This is a genomic window from Allobosea caraganae (assembly GCF_003351345.1).
GTDB classification, from domain to species: domain Bacteria; phylum Pseudomonadota; class Alphaproteobacteria; order Rhizobiales; family Beijerinckiaceae; genus Allobosea; species Allobosea caraganae.
In genome coordinates this window covers 110121-126983 of record NZ_QQTO01000037.1, presented here as the reverse complement: position 1 = coordinate 126983, position 16863 = coordinate 110121, and the positions used below count along the sequence as shown (strand labels likewise).

The 16863-nt window shown below is 64.9% G+C and carries 19 protein-coding genes; 6 read left to right on the top strand and 13 right to left on the bottom strand.

What is annotated here, in order from left to right:
* Positions 1-24: 24 nt before the first annotated feature.
* The 4 genes from DWF00_RS25120 to DWF00_RS25105 all read right to left on the bottom strand — a co-directional run bounded on the left by DWF00_RS25120 (position 25) and on the right by DWF00_RS25105 (position 3675).
* Positions 25-423, bottom strand: a complete 399-nt coding sequence (locus DWF00_RS25120) for a type II toxin-antitoxin system VapC family toxin (protein WP_114831555.1) — start codon at positions 421-423, stop codon at positions 25-27.
* 2 nt (positions 424-425) lie between these two features.
* Positions 426-659, bottom strand: coding sequence for an AbrB/MazE/SpoVT family DNA-binding domain-containing protein (locus DWF00_RS25115; RefSeq protein WP_114831556.1), 234 nt, complete (start codon positions 657-659; stop codon positions 426-428).
* Positions 660-730: 71 nt separating this feature from the next.
* On the bottom strand, positions 731-2458 hold the full coding sequence (locus tag DWF00_RS25110) for a mucoidy inhibitor MuiA family protein (RefSeq protein ID WP_114831557.1): 1728 nt from the start codon (positions 2456-2458) through the stop codon (positions 731-733).
* A gap of 338 nt (positions 2459-2796) precedes the next feature.
* On the bottom strand, positions 2797-3675 hold the full coding sequence (locus tag DWF00_RS25105) for a type 1 glutamine amidotransferase (RefSeq protein ID WP_114831558.1): 879 nt from the start codon (positions 3673-3675) through the stop codon (positions 2797-2799).
* A gap of 117 nt (positions 3676-3792) precedes the next feature.
* Between DWF00_RS25105 and DWF00_RS25100 the strand changes: the two genes are divergently transcribed.
* Positions 3793-4707 carry a DMT family transporter gene (locus tag DWF00_RS25100; RefSeq protein ID WP_245974298.1) on the top strand — a complete coding sequence of 305 codons (915 nt, stop codon included), beginning with the start codon at positions 3793-3795 and terminating at the stop codon, positions 4705-4707.
* Positions 4708-4815: 108 nt separating this feature from the next.
* On the opposite strand, the gene bla is transcribed toward DWF00_RS25100, so the two are convergent.
* From bla to DWF00_RS25075, 5 genes are all read right to left on the bottom strand, one after another.
* Positions 4816-5817, bottom strand: a complete 1002-nt coding sequence (gene bla, locus DWF00_RS25095) for a class A beta-lactamase (protein WP_114831559.1) — start codon at positions 5815-5817, stop codon at positions 4816-4818.
* Between the two features lie 59 nt (positions 5818-5876).
* The gene (locus DWF00_RS25090) at positions 5877-6071 is read right to left on the bottom strand and encodes a type II toxin-antitoxin system HicA family toxin (RefSeq protein WP_114831560.1); all 195 of its coding nucleotides are present in this window, start codon (positions 6069-6071) and stop codon (positions 5877-5879) included.
* Positions 6071-6283, bottom strand: a complete 213-nt coding sequence (locus tag DWF00_RS25085; protein WP_181832819.1) for a DUF1902 domain-containing protein — start codon at positions 6281-6283, stop codon at positions 6071-6073. Before DWF00_RS25085 ends, DWF00_RS25090 begins: the two co-directional genes overlap by 1 nt.
* Positions 6284-6334: 51 nt before the next feature.
* On the bottom strand, positions 6335-7924 hold the full coding sequence (serA, locus tag DWF00_RS25080) for a phosphoglycerate dehydrogenase (RefSeq protein ID WP_114831562.1): 1590 nt from the start codon (positions 7922-7924) through the stop codon (positions 6335-6337).
* 293 nt (positions 7925-8217) lie between these two features.
* Positions 8218-9393: a phosphoserine transaminase gene (locus DWF00_RS25075; protein WP_114831563.1), complete on the bottom strand. Its 1176-nt coding sequence runs from the start codon at positions 9391-9393 to the stop codon at positions 8218-8220.
* A gap of 645 nt (positions 9394-10038) precedes the next feature.
* Here DWF00_RS25075 and DWF00_RS29210 point away from each other — a divergent pair.
* The 3 genes from DWF00_RS29210 (at position 10039) to DWF00_RS29205 (ending at position 12812) form a co-directional block, all read left to right on the top strand.
* A complete protein-coding gene (locus tag DWF00_RS29210; RefSeq protein WP_147283792.1) occupies positions 10039-10632 on the top strand; it encodes a hypothetical protein in 594 nt (197 codons plus the stop codon).
* Positions 10632-11771 carry a DUF262 domain-containing protein gene (locus tag DWF00_RS25070; protein ID WP_210207928.1) on the top strand — a complete coding sequence of 380 codons (1140 nt, stop codon included), beginning with the start codon at positions 10632-10634 and terminating at the stop codon, positions 11769-11771. Before DWF00_RS29210 ends, DWF00_RS25070 begins: the two co-directional genes overlap by 1 nt.
* A gap of 573 nt (positions 11772-12344) precedes the next feature.
* Positions 12345-12812, top strand: coding sequence for a flagellar basal body L-ring protein FlgH (locus tag DWF00_RS29205; RefSeq protein ID WP_114831565.1), 468 nt, complete (start codon positions 12345-12347; stop codon positions 12810-12812).
* A gap of 730 nt (positions 12813-13542) precedes the next feature.
* Here the strand turns inward: DWF00_RS29205 and DWF00_RS25065 are convergent.
* The 3 genes from DWF00_RS25065 to DWF00_RS25055 form a co-directional block, all read right to left on the bottom strand.
* A complete protein-coding gene (locus DWF00_RS25065; protein WP_147283793.1) occupies positions 13543-13803 on the bottom strand; it encodes a hypothetical protein in 261 nt (86 codons plus the stop codon).
* A 221-nt stretch (positions 13804-14024) separates the two neighbouring features.
* Positions 14025-14273 (bottom strand): hypothetical protein, encoded by a 249-nt coding sequence (locus DWF00_RS25060; protein ID WP_114831567.1) that lies wholly within the window; start codon positions 14271-14273, stop codon positions 14025-14027.
* Between the two features lie 122 nt (positions 14274-14395).
* Positions 14396-14785, bottom strand: a complete 390-nt coding sequence (locus DWF00_RS25055) for a DUF4280 domain-containing protein (RefSeq protein WP_114831568.1) — start codon at positions 14783-14785, stop codon at positions 14396-14398.
* A gap of 120 nt (positions 14786-14905) precedes the next feature.
* Between DWF00_RS25055 and DWF00_RS25050 the strand changes: the two genes are divergently transcribed.
* Complete coding sequence (locus tag DWF00_RS25050) at positions 14906-15169, top strand: hypothetical protein (protein ID WP_114831569.1); 264 nt, start codon at positions 14906-14908, stop codon at positions 15167-15169.
* Between the two features lie 50 nt (positions 15170-15219).
* On the opposite strand, the gene DWF00_RS29200 is transcribed toward DWF00_RS25050, so the two are convergent.
* A complete protein-coding gene (locus DWF00_RS29200) occupies positions 15220-15609 on the bottom strand; it encodes a hypothetical protein (RefSeq protein WP_147283794.1) in 390 nt (129 codons plus the stop codon).
* Between the two features lie 226 nt (positions 15610-15835).
* On the opposite strand from DWF00_RS29200, the gene DWF00_RS25040 reads away from it, so the two are divergent.
* Positions 15836-16792, top strand: a complete 957-nt coding sequence (locus DWF00_RS25040) for a homocysteine S-methyltransferase family protein (RefSeq protein ID WP_114831571.1) — start codon at positions 15836-15838, stop codon at positions 16790-16792.
* Positions 16793-16863: the final 71 nt, after the last annotated feature.

Sequence of the window (16863 nt, the reverse complement as noted above, 5' to 3'; positions counted from 1 at the left end):
GGGGGCATTGGCGTTCGAGCCGGGCTATGGCGTGATCAGATCGATCGTCGGGAAATAGGTTCGGTAACGCCGGACATCACGGGTGAGGAGGTTCGCGCCCGAAACCACCGCATGCGCACCGATGAAGAAGTCGGGCAGCACGCCCGTTCTGGTTCCGCCAGATGCGCGGTAGCGCCGGAAGACCTTGCCGGCGAGAAAGAGCGCCGAGCGCGGCATGGCTGTGGGCCTGATTCCGATCACGGCCAAGGCGGCATCGAGCGCTTCGATCGCCGTAAAGCCGCCAGACAATTCCGCATAGACGATATCGTTGATGGCGAGCGGGCCACGCAGCGTCGCAGCGTCGAGCTGTTGGGTCGACCAGCCTGCCCATTGTGGATCGTCGGTGAAGATATCCAGCAGAACATTCGTATCGACGAGCGTCATACTCAGTCGTCGCCGCGCATCAAAGCCATGATCTCATCGGTGCTCAAGCCCGCATCGGCCACGCCGCGTACCGCGTCGAATCGGCTGGGCTGCTGCGCTCCTCCGACCTTGAACAAGACAACGCGTCCGTCGGGCGCGAGCTCGAAATCAACGGCATTGCCGGGCTCGATCCCCAACCGTTCACGCACGGGCTTGGGAATCGTCACCTGGCCCTTGCTGGTCACCGTCGTTGCCATGGGTATTACCTCCTGAAAGGCAGGTAATACATAGCGCTCAGAGCGCGGAAAATCCAGCCGCAGAGGCCACCTCAATTCGTCGCTTGCGGCAGTGGCTGCTGCTCGTAGTTCAGTTCGCGATCACCCGGCCATTTGATCCGATAGGCGAGCTTGATCTCCTTCTCGGTGCCGGGCGCGAGGTCGAAGGTCCAGGCCGAGACGCCGCGCTTGCCGCCGGGCTGCTTCTCGGTCGGCGGCGTGGTCTGCGGCAGGGTCTCGACCGTGATCGTGCTGTTCTCGGAGAAGGGCACCCGGTCGGTGACGGTGACGCTGACCGGCTGGGCGTGCAGGCTCTTCACCACGGTCTTGAACTCGCGCAGGTCGGTGCGGCTCTGGCCGATCCAGCTCGCCTCGCTCTCGCGGCGGCGCACCGGGATGCGGCTGACCTTGAGCTTGTCGTCGGCGCCGAAGCCGAGCTCGACCTTGTCGCCGGGCGCGACGAGGCCGATGCGGCCCTGGCCGATATAGGCGCCGTCGCGGTGCAGGAAGACCTGCCCGCCGAGCAGCGGCGCCTCGTCCTCATGGGTGAAGGCGGCTTCGAGATAGGCCTTCTGCTCCAGTTCCGGCGTGGTGCGGGCCGACAAGGCCGGGCTGACCTTGCCTTGCGACAGCACCACCGCCTTGGACGAGCCGTCCTGCGGGATGGTGATGCGGCCGGGCACTGTGAAGCTCGCCTGATAGGCGCCGGCGTCGACCTGCGCGGTCTGGACCTCGGCTTGGCGCAGATCGACGTTGCGCTGGCTCTTTTCGGTCTCTGCGTCAGCCGCGGCCTTGGCCCTCGCCGCCATGGCCGGGGCGGGCAATGGTGCGGCCATTCCCACGTTGCCACTCATCCGCGCACGGCTCTCATACACGCTCGGCGGTTCATAGAACGCGACCTGCACCGGCACGAGATCAGGCGCCCGCGTGCCGCCGGCCGAGCGGGTGGTCGAGAGCGTCACGGTGACGTCGCCCCAATCCTCGCCGCTGCGCTGGCGCAGCTCGGCGCGGCGGATGAAGGCGATCTCCGGCTTGGCCGTGGCGCTGCCGGTCGAGAGGCGGGCCTCGTATTGCGGCAGCCAGTTGGCACCGCCGACGCGGTAGCTCACGGCGAATTCGGCCGAGACGGGCGCACCGGCCTCGACGGCGATGGCGACGTCGCGCTTCGGCGCGCCGGGCTTGACCGGCTGCGGACGGGCGCGTTCGAGCGCGGCGATCTCGGCATCGACCTCGGCGCCCCGGCCGCGCAGGCCGCGCAGGTCGGCATTGACCTTGACCAGGGCGGTGCCGATCGCGTCGAATACCGCCGGCCAATCGGCGACCGGCAGCGCCTTGCCGTCCGGCCCGAGCTTGTCGGGGCCGACCTGGCCGAAGCGCTCGATCGTGGCGCGCTTGGCCTCGATTGCGCCGATCTGCCCGTCGAGCGCGGATTTCTCGTCGCGCAGCGCCTTGATCTTGTCTTCGAGCACCTTGTCGAGCACTGGCCTGGCTTCGCCCGGCACGGTGCGGACATCGACGGCGCCGAGCGAGAAGCTGCCGTCGCCCTTGCCCTCGACGCGGATCGAGGCTGGGTCGACCGAGGCCGGCAGGCCGCGCAGCACGATCTGCGAGGCGCCCTGCGCCAGCTCGGCCTTGCCGAGCCGGGTCACCACCGCGCCGTCCGGATAGACGGTGACGCGGTCGATGCGGGAGGCGAGTTCGATATCGGCGGCGCTGGCGAGACCAGGCGCGAAAGCCAGGCCCGGAGCGAGGACCAAGGCGGCGGTAAGTCGGCTCATCATTTTGCTATCCCCGGCAAATCACGACAGCGTGATAGGCGCGTCCGATTCCGGCGCCGCCAAGGCGGAATTCGGCCGGAAAACGGAAGCGGGCGGTGGGAGAGTAGCGGAAGGGCCTGCGGCGGCGTCCTTCATGTTGATGAGAGCCTTCCCTTCTCCCCCGCGGGAGAAGGTGGCAGCGCGAAGCGCTGACGGACGAGGGGTCGCGCGACGCTTCGAGGTTTCGTTTTATAAATAGGTGCTAGGTTTGAAGCGGTGGCGCGACCCCTCATCCGCCCCTGCCGGGGCACCTTCTCCCGCAGGGGGAGAAGGGAAGAGGGGCGCTCACCCGGTCGCTGCCCTCAAGCGCGCCCGCGCGCGCTCACATGCGGCTTGACGCGGTGGTTGAGGAAGTTGCGCAGTTCGGTGACGCGCTTCTCGGCGTCGAGCACTTCGGCGTCGAGCCCATGTGCCCAGGCGAGGTCCTGCCTGGCGGGATCGGCGTCGAGTGCGCGCAGGTCTGCGAGCCAGCTTTCGGCGGAAGCCTCGTCCCTGCGAAAACCCTCGGCGATCAGGATCGGCACCATCCGCCCGAGGATGGAGGCGACCTGTCCGAGCGGGAATTCGGGATGGTACTGCACGCCCCAGAAGGTGCCGCCGCCATGGTTGATCTCGACGGCCTGCACGTCGCTATAGGCGTTCGAGGCCAGCACGGTCGTGTCGCCGGGCGGCGTGACGATGGTGTCGAGATGGATCGCGGGCGCGTCGAAGCTCGCGGGGCGGCCGGCGAGCAGCGGATGCTTCCGTCCCGCTTCGGTCGGCGCGATCTTGCGGGCGAAGCCGACCTCGCGGCCCTTGGGATTGGCGGTGACGGTGCCGCCGGCGGCGACGGCGCCCATCTGGATGCCCCAGCACGAACCGAAGCTCGGCGTGCCGCTTTCATAGATCGCCCGCATCAGCTCGATCTGCTGGGTCACGGACGGCTCGAGATTGTAGATGTGCAGGTGCGAGCCGGTCAGGAAGATGCCGTCATAGGAGGCGAGGCCCGAGCCGTCGGGCAGGTTCGCGCCCGCGTCGGCCGGCAGGCAGATATCGGTGATGCAGTCCGGCGCGATCCCGCGAATGGAGTCGGCATAGGCCTCGCCCGGCTGGGAGCCGTAGCCGGCGGCGTGGTTCTCGCGCTGCTCGCGGGTGTTGCCGTCGACGACGAGCAGGCGGAGCGGTCTGGAGACATGGAGCATGGCTGACGGGCACCAGGAGGGATGCGTCGGGCGACGGGGAGCGTTGCGCCTCATCTCACATGACGCGACACGCGCGCAAGGCTATTGAGGCGCTCCGATACCCTACAGGTTGCAGCCTTGCCCCCAGCCAACACCCTGCCGCAGCGCTTCTGGGCCAATGCCTATCTGCTGCTGATCCTGACGACGCTGATGTGGGCGGGAAACGCCGTCGCCAGCCGGATGGCAGTGGGGCAGATCTCGCCGATGGCGCTGACCTCGCTGCGCTGGGTCTTCGTCTGCTCCATCCTGCCGCTGCTGCTGCGGCGCGAGCTGACGGCGTATGCGCCGGTGCTGCTGGCGCATCGCTGGCGCATCATCGCGCTCGGCATGTTCGGCTTCACCGCCTTCAATGCGCTGATGTACATCGCCGGCTATTCGACCAGCGCGATCAATATCGGCATTCTCCAGGGCTCGATCCCGGTCTTCGTGCTGATCGGCGCCTTCCTCGCTTATCGCACCCGCATCGGCTGGATGCAGGCGCTTGGCGTCGGCGTGACGCTGCTCGGCATCCTCGTCACCGCGAGCCAGGGCGACATCCACATCCTGTCGCATTTCACCTTCGTGCCCGGCGATTTGTGGATGATCATCGCCTGCGTGCTCTATGCCGGCTATACGGTCGGCCTGCGCTCGCGCCCGGCCATGCCGGGGCTGGTGTTCTTCACCGCGGTGGCAATGGTTGCCTGCATCGTCTCGCTGCCGCTGCTGGCGCTGGAGGTCTGGACCGGCAACGTGATCTGGCCGACGGCGAAGGGCTGGCTCATCCTCGCCTTCGTCGTGCTCGGGCCGTCTTTGGCCTCGCAGCTCTTCTTCATGCGGGCGGTCGAGCTGATCGGGCCCGGGCGGGCCGGGCTCTTCGTCAACCTCGTGCCGGTCTTCGCGCCGCTGCTCGCCGTGCTGATCTTGGGCGAAAAGCTCGCGCTCTATCATGGCCTCGCGCTGGCGCTGGTGCTCGGCGGCATCTGGATCGCCGAGCAGCGCGTCAAAAAGGCCTGACCCACCCGCCGTCGTTGCGAGCGTAGCGAAGCAATCCAGGGGGATTGCGCGAGACCCCCTGGATGCTTCGTCGGCTGCGCCTCGTCGCAATGACGGTCGAGCGCGCTCTTACTTCAGGCTCGTCACGGCCAGCCTGGCGATGGCGGCATGGGCCGCCTCGCGCGCCTTGGCATCGGCGGTCGCGCCCTTGAGATAGACCGCGATCGCGAAGCGGCGGCCGTTCGGCAGGGTGACGATGCCGATATCGTTGGTGGCGTGGTTGAGGCCGTCGGCTGTCGGACCCAGCCCGGTCTTGTGGGCGAAGCCGGCGCCCTTGGGCAGGCCGGCGCGGATGCGGTCGGGGCCCGACTTCGTCTCGGTGATGATCGTGTCGATCAGGCGGGTATGTTCCGGCTCGCGCAGCCAGTTGCCCGCGGCGAAGCCGTCCAGGAAGGCGATCGACGCTTCGGGCGTCGCGCTGTCGCGGCTGTCGTTCAGGCTCGCTTCCAGCGTCTTGCGCCGCTGCGCCGCGGGAAGCGCCTCGATGCTCTTGTAGAACTGCGCCGTGTCGATCTCCTGGTCCCAGCTGTAGCCAGGCAGGCCGAGGATCTCGGGCTGGAAGACGCGCTCGTAGCGGTCGACCGAGATGCCGGTGACGCCGCCATCCCTGAGCACCTTGGTGAGGGCCTGCGGCCCGCCGACGAGGCGCAGCAGCAGGTCGGCGGCGCTGTTGTCGCTGTCGCCGGTGGCGCGGGTGAGGAGGTCGCGCAGGGGATAGCCGTTGCTCTCGCCCTTGAAGGCCTTGGCGAGTGGGCTGTGGTAGAGCGAAAGATCCTTGCGGGTGACGGTGATGCTTTGGTCGAGCTTGAACTTGCCGGCCTCGACCGCCTGCAGCACCGCGACCGCCAGCGGCAGCTTGAACACGCTCTGGAAGGGGAACGGCTCCTTGCCGCGATGCGACCAGGTCTTGCGGTCCTTCAGGTCGATCAGCGCGACGCCGAGCCTGCCGCCGGACTGCTGCTCGATCTTCGGGATTTCGCTGTCGAGCTTCGCCTTGTCCCAGTCGGCGAGGGCGGGCGTGGCTGCGAGCAGGCCGAGCGCGGCATAGGCATAGGCATGGCGAGGCGGCATGAAAAATCCCCTGTGACGTTGCGGCACAGGGGAGGGAAATTGCGGCGCCGTTTTGACGGTCAGAAGGCTTTCGGTAGCCCGGCCTGCTTGAGGATCTCGTTGGCCGTATGACGCGACTTGGTGCCGGCATCGATCGAGACCTGAGCTTTGGTCTCGGGATGACGCCAAATCTCATGGTCGCCCTTGGCCGGCCGATAATACTCATAGCCGGCCTTGCGCAGGATGCGCTTCAGTCGCGGTCCGATCTCGACCATCAGGCAGCCTGGACGATATCGGACACCTTGATGTCGAGATCGAGTCGAAGTTCCTCGTCGGTTTCGAGAAAATCCGGTACGAGCAACTTCAGTCGCTCGCGCAGGGCTTCAATCGTCGCGGCTTCGGTGACGATGCCCATATCGCTGGTCGAGCTTGCGTACCAGACGCCGGCCTTGTCATCCCGCCGGACCTCGAATGTGACGATGCGCATGCCGTTCTCCGTTGCAGCGGAGAATAGCATGCGCTCGCTCTTCGTGCAGCCTCAGAACCGCAGCCGCCGGGCCCGCTTCACCATCGGGATCTCGTGGATCTTCTCCAGCAGATCGTCCGAGATCGCCTCGTCGACCGCGACATAGCAGATCGCGTCGCCGCCCGGCTTGTCGCGGCCGAGGCTGAAGGTCGCGACATTGACGCCGGCGGCGCCGAGCAGCGAGCCGAACTGGCCGATGAAGCCCGGCTTGTCGGCGTTGCGGACGTAGAGCATGTGCGGCGCGAACTCGGCATCGACCTGGATGTCGCGGATCTCGACGATGCGCGGCTTGCCGTCCTGGAAGACCGTGCCGGAGGCATGGCGCGGCATGTCCTCGGCCTCGACGACGATGCGGATGACGCTTTCGAGGTTGCCGGCGACCTCGCGGGTCAGCTCCTCCACCACGATGCCCTTCTCCTTGGCGATCATCGCGGCGTTGACCATGTTGATCTCGGGCAGGAACGGCCGGAGCACGCCGGTGATCGCGGCGGCCGAGATCGCCTTCAGGTTCAGGCCGGCGACCGCACCCTCGTACTCGATGCGGATGCCCTTGACCGGCGCTTCCGTGAGCTGGCCCAGGAAGGAGCCGAGCTTCTCCGCCAGCGCGACGAAGGGCTTGATCCGCGGCGCTTCCTCGGCCGAGATCGAGGGGAAGTTCACCGCGTTGGTGATGGCGCCCTTGAGCAAATAGTCCGACATCTGCTCGGCGACCTGGAGCGCGACGTTCTCCTGCGCCTCGTTCGTGCTGGCGCCGAGATGCGGCGTGCAGACGACGTTCTCCAGGCCGAACAGGGGATTGCTCTCGGCCGGCTCGACCGAGAACACGTCGAAGGCGGCGCCAGCGACATGGCCGGACTTGATCAGCGCGGCCAGCGCGGCCTCATCGACCAGCCCGCCGCGGGCGCAGTTGATGATGCGCACGCCCTTCCTGGTCTTGGCGAGGTTCTCGGCCGAGAGGATGTTCTTGGTCTTCTCGGTCATCGGCACGTGCAGCGTGATGAAGTCGGCGCGCTTCAGCAGGTCCTCGAGCTCGACCTTCTCGACGCCGAGCTGCACGGCACGCTCCGGCGAGAGGTAGGGGTCGAAGGCGATGACCCGCATCTTCAGGCCGATGCCGCGCTCGGCGACGATCGAGCCGATATTGCCGCAACCGATCAGCCCAAGCGTCTTGGCTGTGATCTCGACGCCCATGAAGCGGTTCTTCTCCCATTTCCCGGCCTGGGTGGAGAGATCGGCCGAGGGGATCTGCCTGGCGAGCGCGAACATCATGGCGATGGCATGCTCGGCGGTGGTGATCGAATTGCCGAAGGGCGTGTTCATCACGATGATGCCGCGCGCGGTGGCGGCGGGGATCTCGACATTGTCGACGCCGATGCCGGCGCGGCCGATCACCTTCAGCTTGGTCGCGGCCTCCAGCAGCTTGGCGGTGGCCTTGGTCGCCGAGCGGATGGCGAGCCCGTCATAGTCGCCAATGATGGCGGCGAGCTTGTCCTTGTCCTTGCCGAGGCCGGGATCGAAGGTCACGTCGATGCCGCGATCCTTGAAGATCTGCACGGCGGCGGGGGAGAGGGCGTCCGAGATCAGGACTCTTGGGGCGGTCATGGGCTTTGCTCCGGCAGCGCGCCGCAAGCGGTCGCGTGCGTGAATGGGAAGGCGCGCGATCCCTTCTCCCCTTGCGGGAGAAGGTGGCTCCGCGAAGCGGAGACGGATGAGGGGTCGCGCAGGTCGAATTCGTTAGCGGGTGGAAGAGGGCAGCAACGACCAGCGTCGCGCGACCCCTCACCCCAGCCCTCTCCCGCATCGAAGTCGGCTGTTGCCGACTTCGACACTTTAAGTGCTGATCTCGGGTATACCCGAGATCAGTGGGAGAGGGGGCGCGTCGCGGGTGGCGGCTTTTACGCCGCCTTCTTCAGCCCGGCCTTGGCTTCGGCGAAGGCGTATTCGATCCAGGGCAGCAGCGCCTTGAGGTCGCGCGACTGCACGGTCGCGCCGCACCAGATGCGCAGGCCGGGAGGGGCGTCGCGGTAATGGCCGAGGTCGAAGCCGGCGCCGGCCTTCTCGATGATCGTGACCACCTGCTTGGCGAAGGCCGCCTGAGCCTCGGCCGAGAGCGCCGTGACGGCCGGGTCGGTGAACTTCAGGCAGACCGAGGTGTTCGAGCGCGTCTTCGGCTTCACCGCCAGGAAGTCGATCCAGTCGTTCTCGCGCACGAATTTGGCGATGACGCGAAAATTGCCGTCGGCGCGCTTCACCAGCCCCTCTAACCCGCCGACCTTCTGCGCCCAGGCGAGCGCGTCGAGATAATCCTCGACCGCGAGCATGGAGGGCGTGTTGATCGTCTCGCCCGCAAAAATGCCCTCGATCAGCTTGCCGCCCGAGGTCATGCGGAAGATTTTTGGCAGCGGCCAGGACGGCTTGTAGGTCAGCAGCCGCTCGACCGCGCGCGGCGAGAGGATGATCATGCCGTGGGCCGCCTCGCCGCCGAGCACTTTTTGCCAGGAGAAGGTGGTGACGTCGAGCTTGGGCCAGTCGAGCTTCTGGGCGAAGGCGGCCGAGGTCGCGTCGCAGATGGTCAGGCCCTCGCGGTCATCCGCGATCCAGCTGGCGTCGACGACGCGCACGCCCGAGGTGGTGCCGTTCCAGGTGAAGACGACGTCGCGGTTCCTGGTGTCGACCTTCTTCAGGTTCGGCAGCTCGCCATAGGGAGCCTCGAAGGTGCGGACGTCGGGCAGCTTGAGCTGCTTGGCGACATCGGTCACCCAGCCCGCGCCAAAGCTCTCCCAGGAGACCATGTCGACGCCGCGGGCCCCGAGCAGCGACCACATCGCCATCTCGACGGCGCCGGTATCGGAAGCGGGCACGATGCCGATGCGGTAATCGGCCGGCACCTGCAGCACCTCACGGGTCAGGTCGATGGCAAGCTTGAGCTTGTCCTTGCCGACCTTGGCGCGGTGCGAGCGGCCGAGCGCCGCGTCCGAGAGGGCTTTGAGGGTCCAGCCGGGGCGCTTGGCGCAGGGGCCGGACGAGAAATGCGGCACGCGCGGACGCGCGGCCGGAACGGTATTCGCCATCGATGTCTCCATCCTTACAGATGGGCGCGCCGCGTTGGGGCGGCGTGTCCCGTCGATGGGGGTAGGATGGCGGGGGTGGGGGAGTCAAGCGGGGGCACGTGTGTAACGAACAGTCATATGGCAACTCTCGGGGGGTACCTGGTCGTAGGAGATCATAGCCGAGCACAAGCCGATACTCGCGCATTCACAGGGGCTTAGCAGGTCACAGACGGCAGGGCGGTTGCCACTTCTTTGCCATGCGATTGTTCGTCGAGTTCGCGGCCCCCAGTCCAGAGAGCCAGAATATAGTCACCCTGCTAAGGGCTTGAAATCCCCAGTGTGCGCCTGGGGAAAGTGAGACGATTTTGCCAGTCGGCGATAACAGCATCCCAGTTACGCTAACTCTTTGAAACAGCGAGCCAAATTTCCCATGGAGATGGCGGCTGGCGAAAACGGAACCGGGATGCTGAATCACACTCCAGCCGGCCTTCAAATTTCTTCCAATTGACGTTGCCCATCAGCAGACGTGCAGAACGGGGGCGGACGTTGGGGCAATCCGATATTTGACCTAAGCCCTCCAACTCTGCACAAACATGGCAGCCAGTTTGCGTTCTGCCGATGGTGACTAGGCCGCTTCGGCTACGCGGGGGCAGTGAGGGAATTCGGGTGTCGGCATTAAGGCAAGCGATCGTCTCCGATATTGAAAACCTACCTCCGCCGGACTTTATCGCCAAGCACCTATTCGATAGATGTCCCTACGTATTCAAAGATGATAGAGATTCTTTTGTATCGTGGAAGAATAAATTGTCCGCGGGATTAGAAGTTGATTCTGCCTCAATTACCATCATTGGCAGCTCATCATTGGGCATAAGCTTGAATCCACATAAATCATTTAAGCATTTTGATCAAAATTCTGACGTGGATGTGGCCGTAGTATCAACGTTTCATTTCCAGTCCGCATGGCGGTATTTGAGAAACAACGGCAAAATTCGCCATAAATTGAATCGAAAGCAGCGAACTTCATGGGAAGAGCATGAGAAGGGTAAAGTATTTTGGGGGATGATCGCTACAGACGTGCTAATATCACTGATGCCATTCGGGCCGGCCTGGGTCAAAGCACTTAGCGATGCTTCGCAAGATCCGCTGATCGGTGGTCGTCTAGTCAACGTAAGACTGTACAATGACTATGAGTCGTTACGTTCCTATCAGACTCACGGGGTCCAGGGTCTGCGACAAAAAATCCTTGGGGGGATCGAGTAGTGCAACGTTACACCGAAACGACTCATCATTCGATTGTATGGTTCAAGCGGGCGAGCGATGAAGCGCGCCTAGATATGTCTCCACCATTTCAACGTAATCCCGTCTGGACGGTCAGGCAGAAAAGCTCTTTAATTGAGACTATCCTGCTTGAGTTTCCAATTCCTGAAATTTATATGCAAAATATTGTCGAAGAAGATGGTAAGGAAAAGCATATTATAGTAGACGGACAACAAAGAATTAGAGCGATTCTTGAGTATATCACCGGTGATTTTGAGATTGAGGAAGAAGGCTCGCGCTGGCAAGGCCTCTCATTTGACGACCTCAGCAGCGAGGAGCGGAAAAAAATCTATGAGTATCGTCTTCTCGTGAGGATTCTTCCGGAGATGCCGACCGAGCAGATTAGAGACATATTTCAGCGCATCAATCGTAATACTGTTGTTTTGAATGCACAGGAGTTGCGTCACGCTACTTATTGGGGACCTTTCATAAAATTGATGGAGCATGTTTCAGATCTAGATGTATGGAATCAATTTGGAATTTTCTCACCCAACGACAGACGCCGAATGCTGGACACCGAGTTTGTCAGCGAACTTGCCGTCGCTTACTTAAATGGAATTCAAAACAAAAAGGCGCGCTTGGAGGATTACTATCGCATCTACGAGACAGAATTCGAAAATGAAGGGGCGGTAAGGGAGGCGTTCTACAAGATTCTCACAGAAATTGATCATCTCTTGCCCAACCTTCAATCGACAAGATTTAGGAAGAAATCTGATTTTTATTCGTTATTTCTAATAATGTGCGAGAATCTTTATCGCATTCCATTCGGAGCAGAGCAGAGGACGCTTGTTAGTTCGGCACTCGAGGATTTCGCGTTGTCTGTGGATTACTCAGACGATTTAGTGTTGTCACACGCGAGAGTCGATATTTATAGGAAAGCGGTAGAGCGCGCCGCATCGGATTATGGCTCTCGAAGGACTCGGCACGAAGTTCTGAGAGAGGTGCTCGATACTGCACTCACGGGCAAGTACGAATACTCGCAATTTGGTGGAAGCCAAGGCAAAAAAAACCGGTCTTTGCCGGAAATTGACGAACTTGATCCAGCAATTTGGGATGAGCAAGAAGCAACTCGGGGAGAGTGATTCAGGCGGGGTCGCTTTCGCCAGCGGTGAGGCACATCGTTTGCGCCGCCAGCTCGCGCTCCTCCTCGCTGTTGTTGGTGCAGCCAAAGAGGTCGGCAGCCCGCTCGATGGCGGCCTAGCGCTCTGTTGCGCTGGAGACGGTCATCCTGCGCACCTAGATCATCCGCCTGTGCCACGTCTTCTAACGCCGCTGATTGGGCGCGACTTCCACTGTCACAATCTCGCCGCCTCCAACAGGCTAAGCCCGACCATGACGGTCGAGGGCCTCAATCCCCTGTCACCGTCATCTCCGCGTCCATCGCCTTCATCTTCGGGTTGGCGGCGCAGAAGGTCTTGATCCTGGCCTCGACATCGGCGGCCGTCCTGTCGCGGGCGGCATGGCCGGCCTTGTGCGTGCGTGCTCCTGAGATACTGGGCGCAGGTCATCTCCGGGTTGGTGATCCTGGCCGAGGGCGCGGAGGCGGGCAAGAGGGCAAAGGCCGTGACGAGCGCGCGGGAGGCGAGTGGCGCCGCTAAACCAACGGGCCTGGTGGCCTAACTCCGCGCACCGGGCCGTACCTGCCTCAGCCGCCCATGACCCTCATCGCGGCGTCCATCGCTTTGACCTTCGAAGTAGCGGCGCAGAAGGTCTTCATCTTGGCCTCGACATCGGTGGCTCGCGTATCTTGTCTTCCAGCGGTAGAGTTGGCGCGGACGGGGGGTATCGAGGAGTTCGAGATGGATCGTCGATCATTCATGATGGGCCTGTTGGCAGCTGCCTCCGGTGGCTCTGCGCTGATTGCCTCGGAGCCCGCCGCCGCCTCGGCCACATCGGGAGCCTGCGCTCTGCCTCCGGAGGCGGTGGTTCAGGATCAAAACGCCGCGCTTCCCGACGGAATGCCCATCGAGTATGCGCAGTATTCCCGTCGCCCGGTTCACTGGCATCATCGCGGCCATCGTTACCGCCATCACCGTCGGCGCGTTCAACGCCGGCGCGTGTGCCGCGTTCACATCGATCGGCGGGGACGCCGGGTGCGGCGCTGCCACTGGGTCTGGATCTGACCGCCAGGATCGAGCCGCCGTAGCGTCGGGCACGGCGACTGCGCTGGCCCCAAGGCGCAGCGCAGTCGCGCGCGGCCTCGCGGCCGCCGTCGGACGCAATGGCATTTCCCGATGCCCCGGCGTGCAGGCAGGGCATTGCGAGGCCGCGCGCACCCACCGTCATGCCCTTGTGGCGACCATCCACGTCTTGCGACGGCGATGGCAGGTGCGGCCTTGCCGGAGAGGGCGCGCCGAGTCGATCCCGTGTGAAGACGTGGATGGTCGCCACAAGGGCATGACGGTGGAGGGCGTCACAACGGGGATAGATTCCGCCACTTATCCCCGCCTCCCAAACCTCCCCTATGCTGCGCCGACCTCATCCCCGAGGGGCTGCCATCCGGAGGCATGTCGTTTGGCGGGGTGAGGCGCGGCGCCTGCGGGCGGGTTTGCACCCCGCACCCGGGAGGCTTCGGGAACCGCCCTGGGGACACTACGGTCCCTGTGCGAGGAGCTCGCTTGAAGAGGAAATCGGCTCGCCGGTTTCCAGGAAGCGCGGCCCGGAGACAGAAATCGCCGGCTGGCGGAGCGCCACGGGGCGTGCGGAGGTGGCTCAATCCTCCGCGCCGCTTCCGGGCTTAACGGAAGCGGACCCTACACTCACGCGCCTCGCGGCGCTCCGCTGCCCCTCATGCGAGAACGCCCACGCACTGGCGCGGGCGGGGCTTTGGCATGCGTCGAAAGCGCACTCGTCTCAGCCGCCCATGACCTTCATGGCGGCGTCCATCGCCTTGACCTTCGGGTTGGCGGTGCAGAAGGTCTTCATCTTGGCGTCGACATCGGCGGCCATCTTGTCCATGGCGGCGTCGCCGGTCTTCGGCGTGCCGCCGGTGCTTGCGGCGGTCTTCAGATAGTCGGCGCAGCTCATCTCCGGGTCGGTGACCTGGGCCGAGGCCGAGGAGGCGAGCAGGACGCAGGCGAAGGCCGCGCCAAAGGCGCGGGAAGCGATGGTCATGAGGATGTTCCTGAAGGGCAGGGCTGCGAGATGCAGCCCATGCACCTCCGCTCATGCGCTGACGTAGAGGCAGGCGCAACGTCAATTGCTGCTGCGCTGAGGTAAAGTCGGATCGTCGGTAAACGCCGGCGGGGCGTGGTTCGAGGCGAAGGTTCGCCCGGTCGGTCCCGTGGCAAGGCGTGGATGGCCGGGATGAGCCCGACCATGACGGGGGAAGGGCGTCAATCCCCCGTGATCGTCATCTCCGCGTCCATCGCCTTCATCTTTGGGTTGGCGGCGCAGAAGGCCCTGATCCTGGCCTCGACATCGCCGCGGCCCGCGGCATGGCCGGCCTTGTGCGTGCGGGCGCCGGCCGCGCCCTTGAGATAGGCGGCGCAGGTCATCTCCGGGTCGGTGATCTCGGCTGAGGCCGTGGAGGCGGTGAGGAGGCAGGCGAGGGCCGCGGCGAGCGCGCGGGAGGTCAGCGGCATGATGGTCGTCCCAGACTATACGGCCGCGCGATGCGGCCCGGCCGCTCGTGCCCTGCCCGGCCTTCGCGCGCAACGGCGATTGCCGAAGCCCCGGCTTGCGGGCAGGGCATTGCGGGAGACGCCTACGGAATCGTCTCCGTCATCTGGCCGGGGTTGGTGATGGTGATCACGCCGCCCCAGTTGCAGTTCAGCGTGTGCGTGTTGTCGAGGCAGGGGATGTTCGCCAGCACGACCGTCGGCGTGCCCGTGACCCAGGGCGTCATCGTCGCCGGGATGCAGGGCGTCGGCGTCAGCACGCCCAGGGCCGCCGAGGTTGCGGCGGCGGTGGTCGGGTTGGCGAGCGACATGCATGCGCCGAAGGGCATGATGTTCACCATCGGGACGTGGTCGTTGATGTTGGCGGCGGGTTGGCTGCTGGTCAGCAGGCGGTTGACGGGCAGGACGACGAGGGTGCTCGGCGCCGCGCCGAACGGGCACATCAGGGTCGCCCCGTTGCAGACGTGAAGCGGCATTGGCAGCGTCTCCCCGGTTCAGCGCATGCTCGAAAATCTGCGCTCGTTTCGGCATTCCGACAAGCCGCAACCGCGCTTCGTCTGTGCTAGGACGCACACAAACACAGATCGGAGACCAGCATGGCCAGGAAGACACCGGAACAGCTCGCCAAGGAATTCGAGGGCCGCAAGGCCAAGGGCCTGGCCAAGGGCGGCGCGGCCTATTGGCCGAACGTGCTGGCGAACGCGGTGCTGCGGCTGGTGGCTGCCGGAAGCGAGATCACGGTGCCGGCGCTGATCGAGCGCGTGTCGCAGGAGGCCGAGAAGCAGGACGTCTCGCTGAAGGCCGGCTCGGACGAGGCGATCGCGCGACTGCGCCAGGCGGTGGCCAAGGCGGCGGATTGAGGCGCGGCCGCGCTGCGGCCGGCCTCAGCCCGCGTTGGCCGCGGCCCGAACTAGAGCGAGCGGCGGCGCATGCTGCCGATCATGCGCTCCATCGCGGCGAGGCGTTCGTCATGGCGCTGCTGCCGGTCGAGCAGTTCTTCGAGCATCACCGCCATCTGCAGCATGGCGACATGGACGTTGAGGTTGAGCGGATCGGGTTTGCCTTCCCGCAGGCGGTAGAGGTTTTCGCTGAGTGCGCGCTCGGCCAGGCCCTTCGTATACGGCATCGTCTTGTCCCCTTTGTGCCCCGCGCGTCCCGGCGCAAGGTTTAAGCCCCGGTTTGTCCTGCACTGTTCTTCCGGATCGCCGCCGCCGGCCGAAACGACCGGCGCAAACCTGCCGGTCGACCCGGAAGAACTGCGGAAAAGGGTGCAGGTTCCATGGACGGGCAGGCCGGCCATGGCGTTACGCGCCAGCGTAGCCGCCGGATGCAGCGGGCCGTGTGATCCGCGTCACAGAGGCTGCCGCTTGAACGCGGTCGACGGCGCCCGGCTTTCCGTGATCTGCCGCACGGTAGCCCGCGCTCTCTCGTTTAGGACGATTGCTCTGGAGATAGCCGGATCATTCCCGCTGCGGCACGGCATGGGTGCGGCGGCGGGAACCCAAACCGATTTCAGGGAGAGTTTCATGGCCAAGTATCGTCACGCCTTGCCGCAGATGCAGGGCGGCGTCTTTCTCAGCGATGGCGGCATGGAAACCAGCCTGATCTTCCATGACGGCCTCGACCTGCCGCATTTCGCCTCCTTCGTCCTGCTCGCGACCGCGACGGGCAGGTGGCATCTGAGCGCCTATTACGAGACCTATCTCGCCATCGCGCAGGCCCGCGGCGTCGGCTTCGTGCTCGACAGCGCGACCTGGCGCGCCAATCCCGACTGGGGCGCGAAGCTCGGCTATGGGCGCGACGCGCTGAAGGCGGCGAACCAGGCCTCGATCCGGCTGCTCGAGACCTTGCGGGCGCGCTGGGAAAGCAAGGCGAGCCCTTGCGTGATCTCGGGGGCGATCGGCCCGCGCGGCGACGGCTACAAGGAAGGCCGCATGGGCGCGAGCGAGGCGGAGGATTATCACGGCGCGCAGATTTCGGCCTTCGCCGACAGCGCCGCCGACATGGTCGCGGCCTATACGCTGAGCAGCGTCGAGGAGGCGATCGGCATCGCCCGGGCCGCGAAGGCGCATGGCATGCCCTGCGCCATCTCGTTCACGGTCGAGACCGATGGGCGGCTGGTGAGCGGGCGGACGCTGCGCGAGGCGGTCGAGATCGTCGACGACGAGACCGGCGGCGCGCCGCTCTACTACATGATCAACTGCGCCCACCCGACGCATTTCGAGCAGGCGCTGGAGGCGGGCGAGAGCTGGACCAGGCGCGTGCATGGCATCCGCGCCAATGCCTCGACACGCAGCCATGCCGAGCTCGACGAGTCGGAGGTGCTGGACGAGGGCGATCCGGCCGATCTCGGCCGGCGCTATGCCAGCTTGCGCCGATCGTTCCCGACCATGCGCATCCTCGGCGGCTGCTGCGGCACCGACCATCGCCATGTCGCGGCGGTCTGCGAAGCCTGCCTGCCGCCGGTGGCATTGTCGGCTTAGGGCGTGCTGCGATGACGCGTAAACCTCTCGGCGTCATCCCGGACAAGCCGCGTTTGCGGCGCAGCTCCGGG

Coding starts and splice junctions, on each gene's coding strand:
- DWF00_RS25120 (WP_114831555.1), bottom strand. CDS start 423: ATGACGCTCGTCGATACGAATGTTCTGCTGGATATCTTCACCGACGAT.
- DWF00_RS25115 (WP_114831556.1), bottom strand. CDS start 659: ATGGCAACGACGGTGACCAGCAAGGGCCAGGTGACGATTCCCAAGCCC.
- DWF00_RS25110 (WP_114831557.1), bottom strand. CDS start 2,458: ATGATGAGCCGACTTACCGCCGCCTTGGTCCTCGCTCCGGGCCTGGCT.
- DWF00_RS25105 (WP_114831558.1), bottom strand. CDS start 3,675: ATGCTCCATGTCTCCAGACCGCTCCGCCTGCTCGTCGTCGACGGCAAC.
- bla (WP_114831559.1), bottom strand. CDS start 5,817: ATGCCGCCTCGCCATGCCTATGCCTATGCCGCGCTCGGCCTGCTCGCA.
- DWF00_RS25090 (WP_114831560.1), bottom strand. CDS start 6,071: ATGGTCGAGATCGGACCGCGACTGAAGCGCATCCTGCGCAAGGCCGGC.
- DWF00_RS25085 (WP_181832819.1), bottom strand. CDS start 6,283: ATGCGCATCGTCACATTCGAGGTCCGGCGGGATGACAAGGCCGGCGTC.
- serA (WP_114831562.1), bottom strand. CDS start 7,924: ATGACCGCCCCAAGAGTCCTGATCTCGGACGCCCTCTCCCCCGCCGCC.
- DWF00_RS25075 (WP_114831563.1), bottom strand. CDS start 9,393: ATGGCGAATACCGTTCCGGCCGCGCGTCCGCGCGTGCCGCATTTCTCG.
- DWF00_RS29205 (WP_114831565.1), top strand. CDS start 12,345: ATGACCCTCATCGCGGCGTCCATCGCTTTGACCTTCGAAGTAGCGGCG.
- DWF00_RS25065 (WP_147283793.1), bottom strand. CDS start 13,803: ATGACCATCGCTTCCCGCGCCTTTGGCGCGGCCTTCGCCTGCGTCCTG.
- DWF00_RS25060 (WP_114831567.1), bottom strand. CDS start 14,273: ATGCCGCTGACCTCCCGCGCGCTCGCCGCGGCCCTCGCCTGCCTCCTC.
- DWF00_RS25055 (WP_114831568.1), bottom strand. CDS start 14,785: ATGCCGCTTCACGTCTGCAACGGGGCGACCCTGATGTGCCCGTTCGGC.
- DWF00_RS25050 (WP_114831569.1), top strand. CDS start 14,906: ATGGCCAGGAAGACACCGGAACAGCTCGCCAAGGAATTCGAGGGCCGC.
- DWF00_RS29200 (WP_147283794.1), bottom strand. CDS start 15,609: ATGGCCGGCCTGCCCGTCCATGGAACCTGCACCCTTTTCCGCAGTTCT.
- DWF00_RS25040 (WP_114831571.1), top strand. CDS start 15,836: ATGGCCAAGTATCGTCACGCCTTGCCGCAGATGCAGGGCGGCGTCTTT.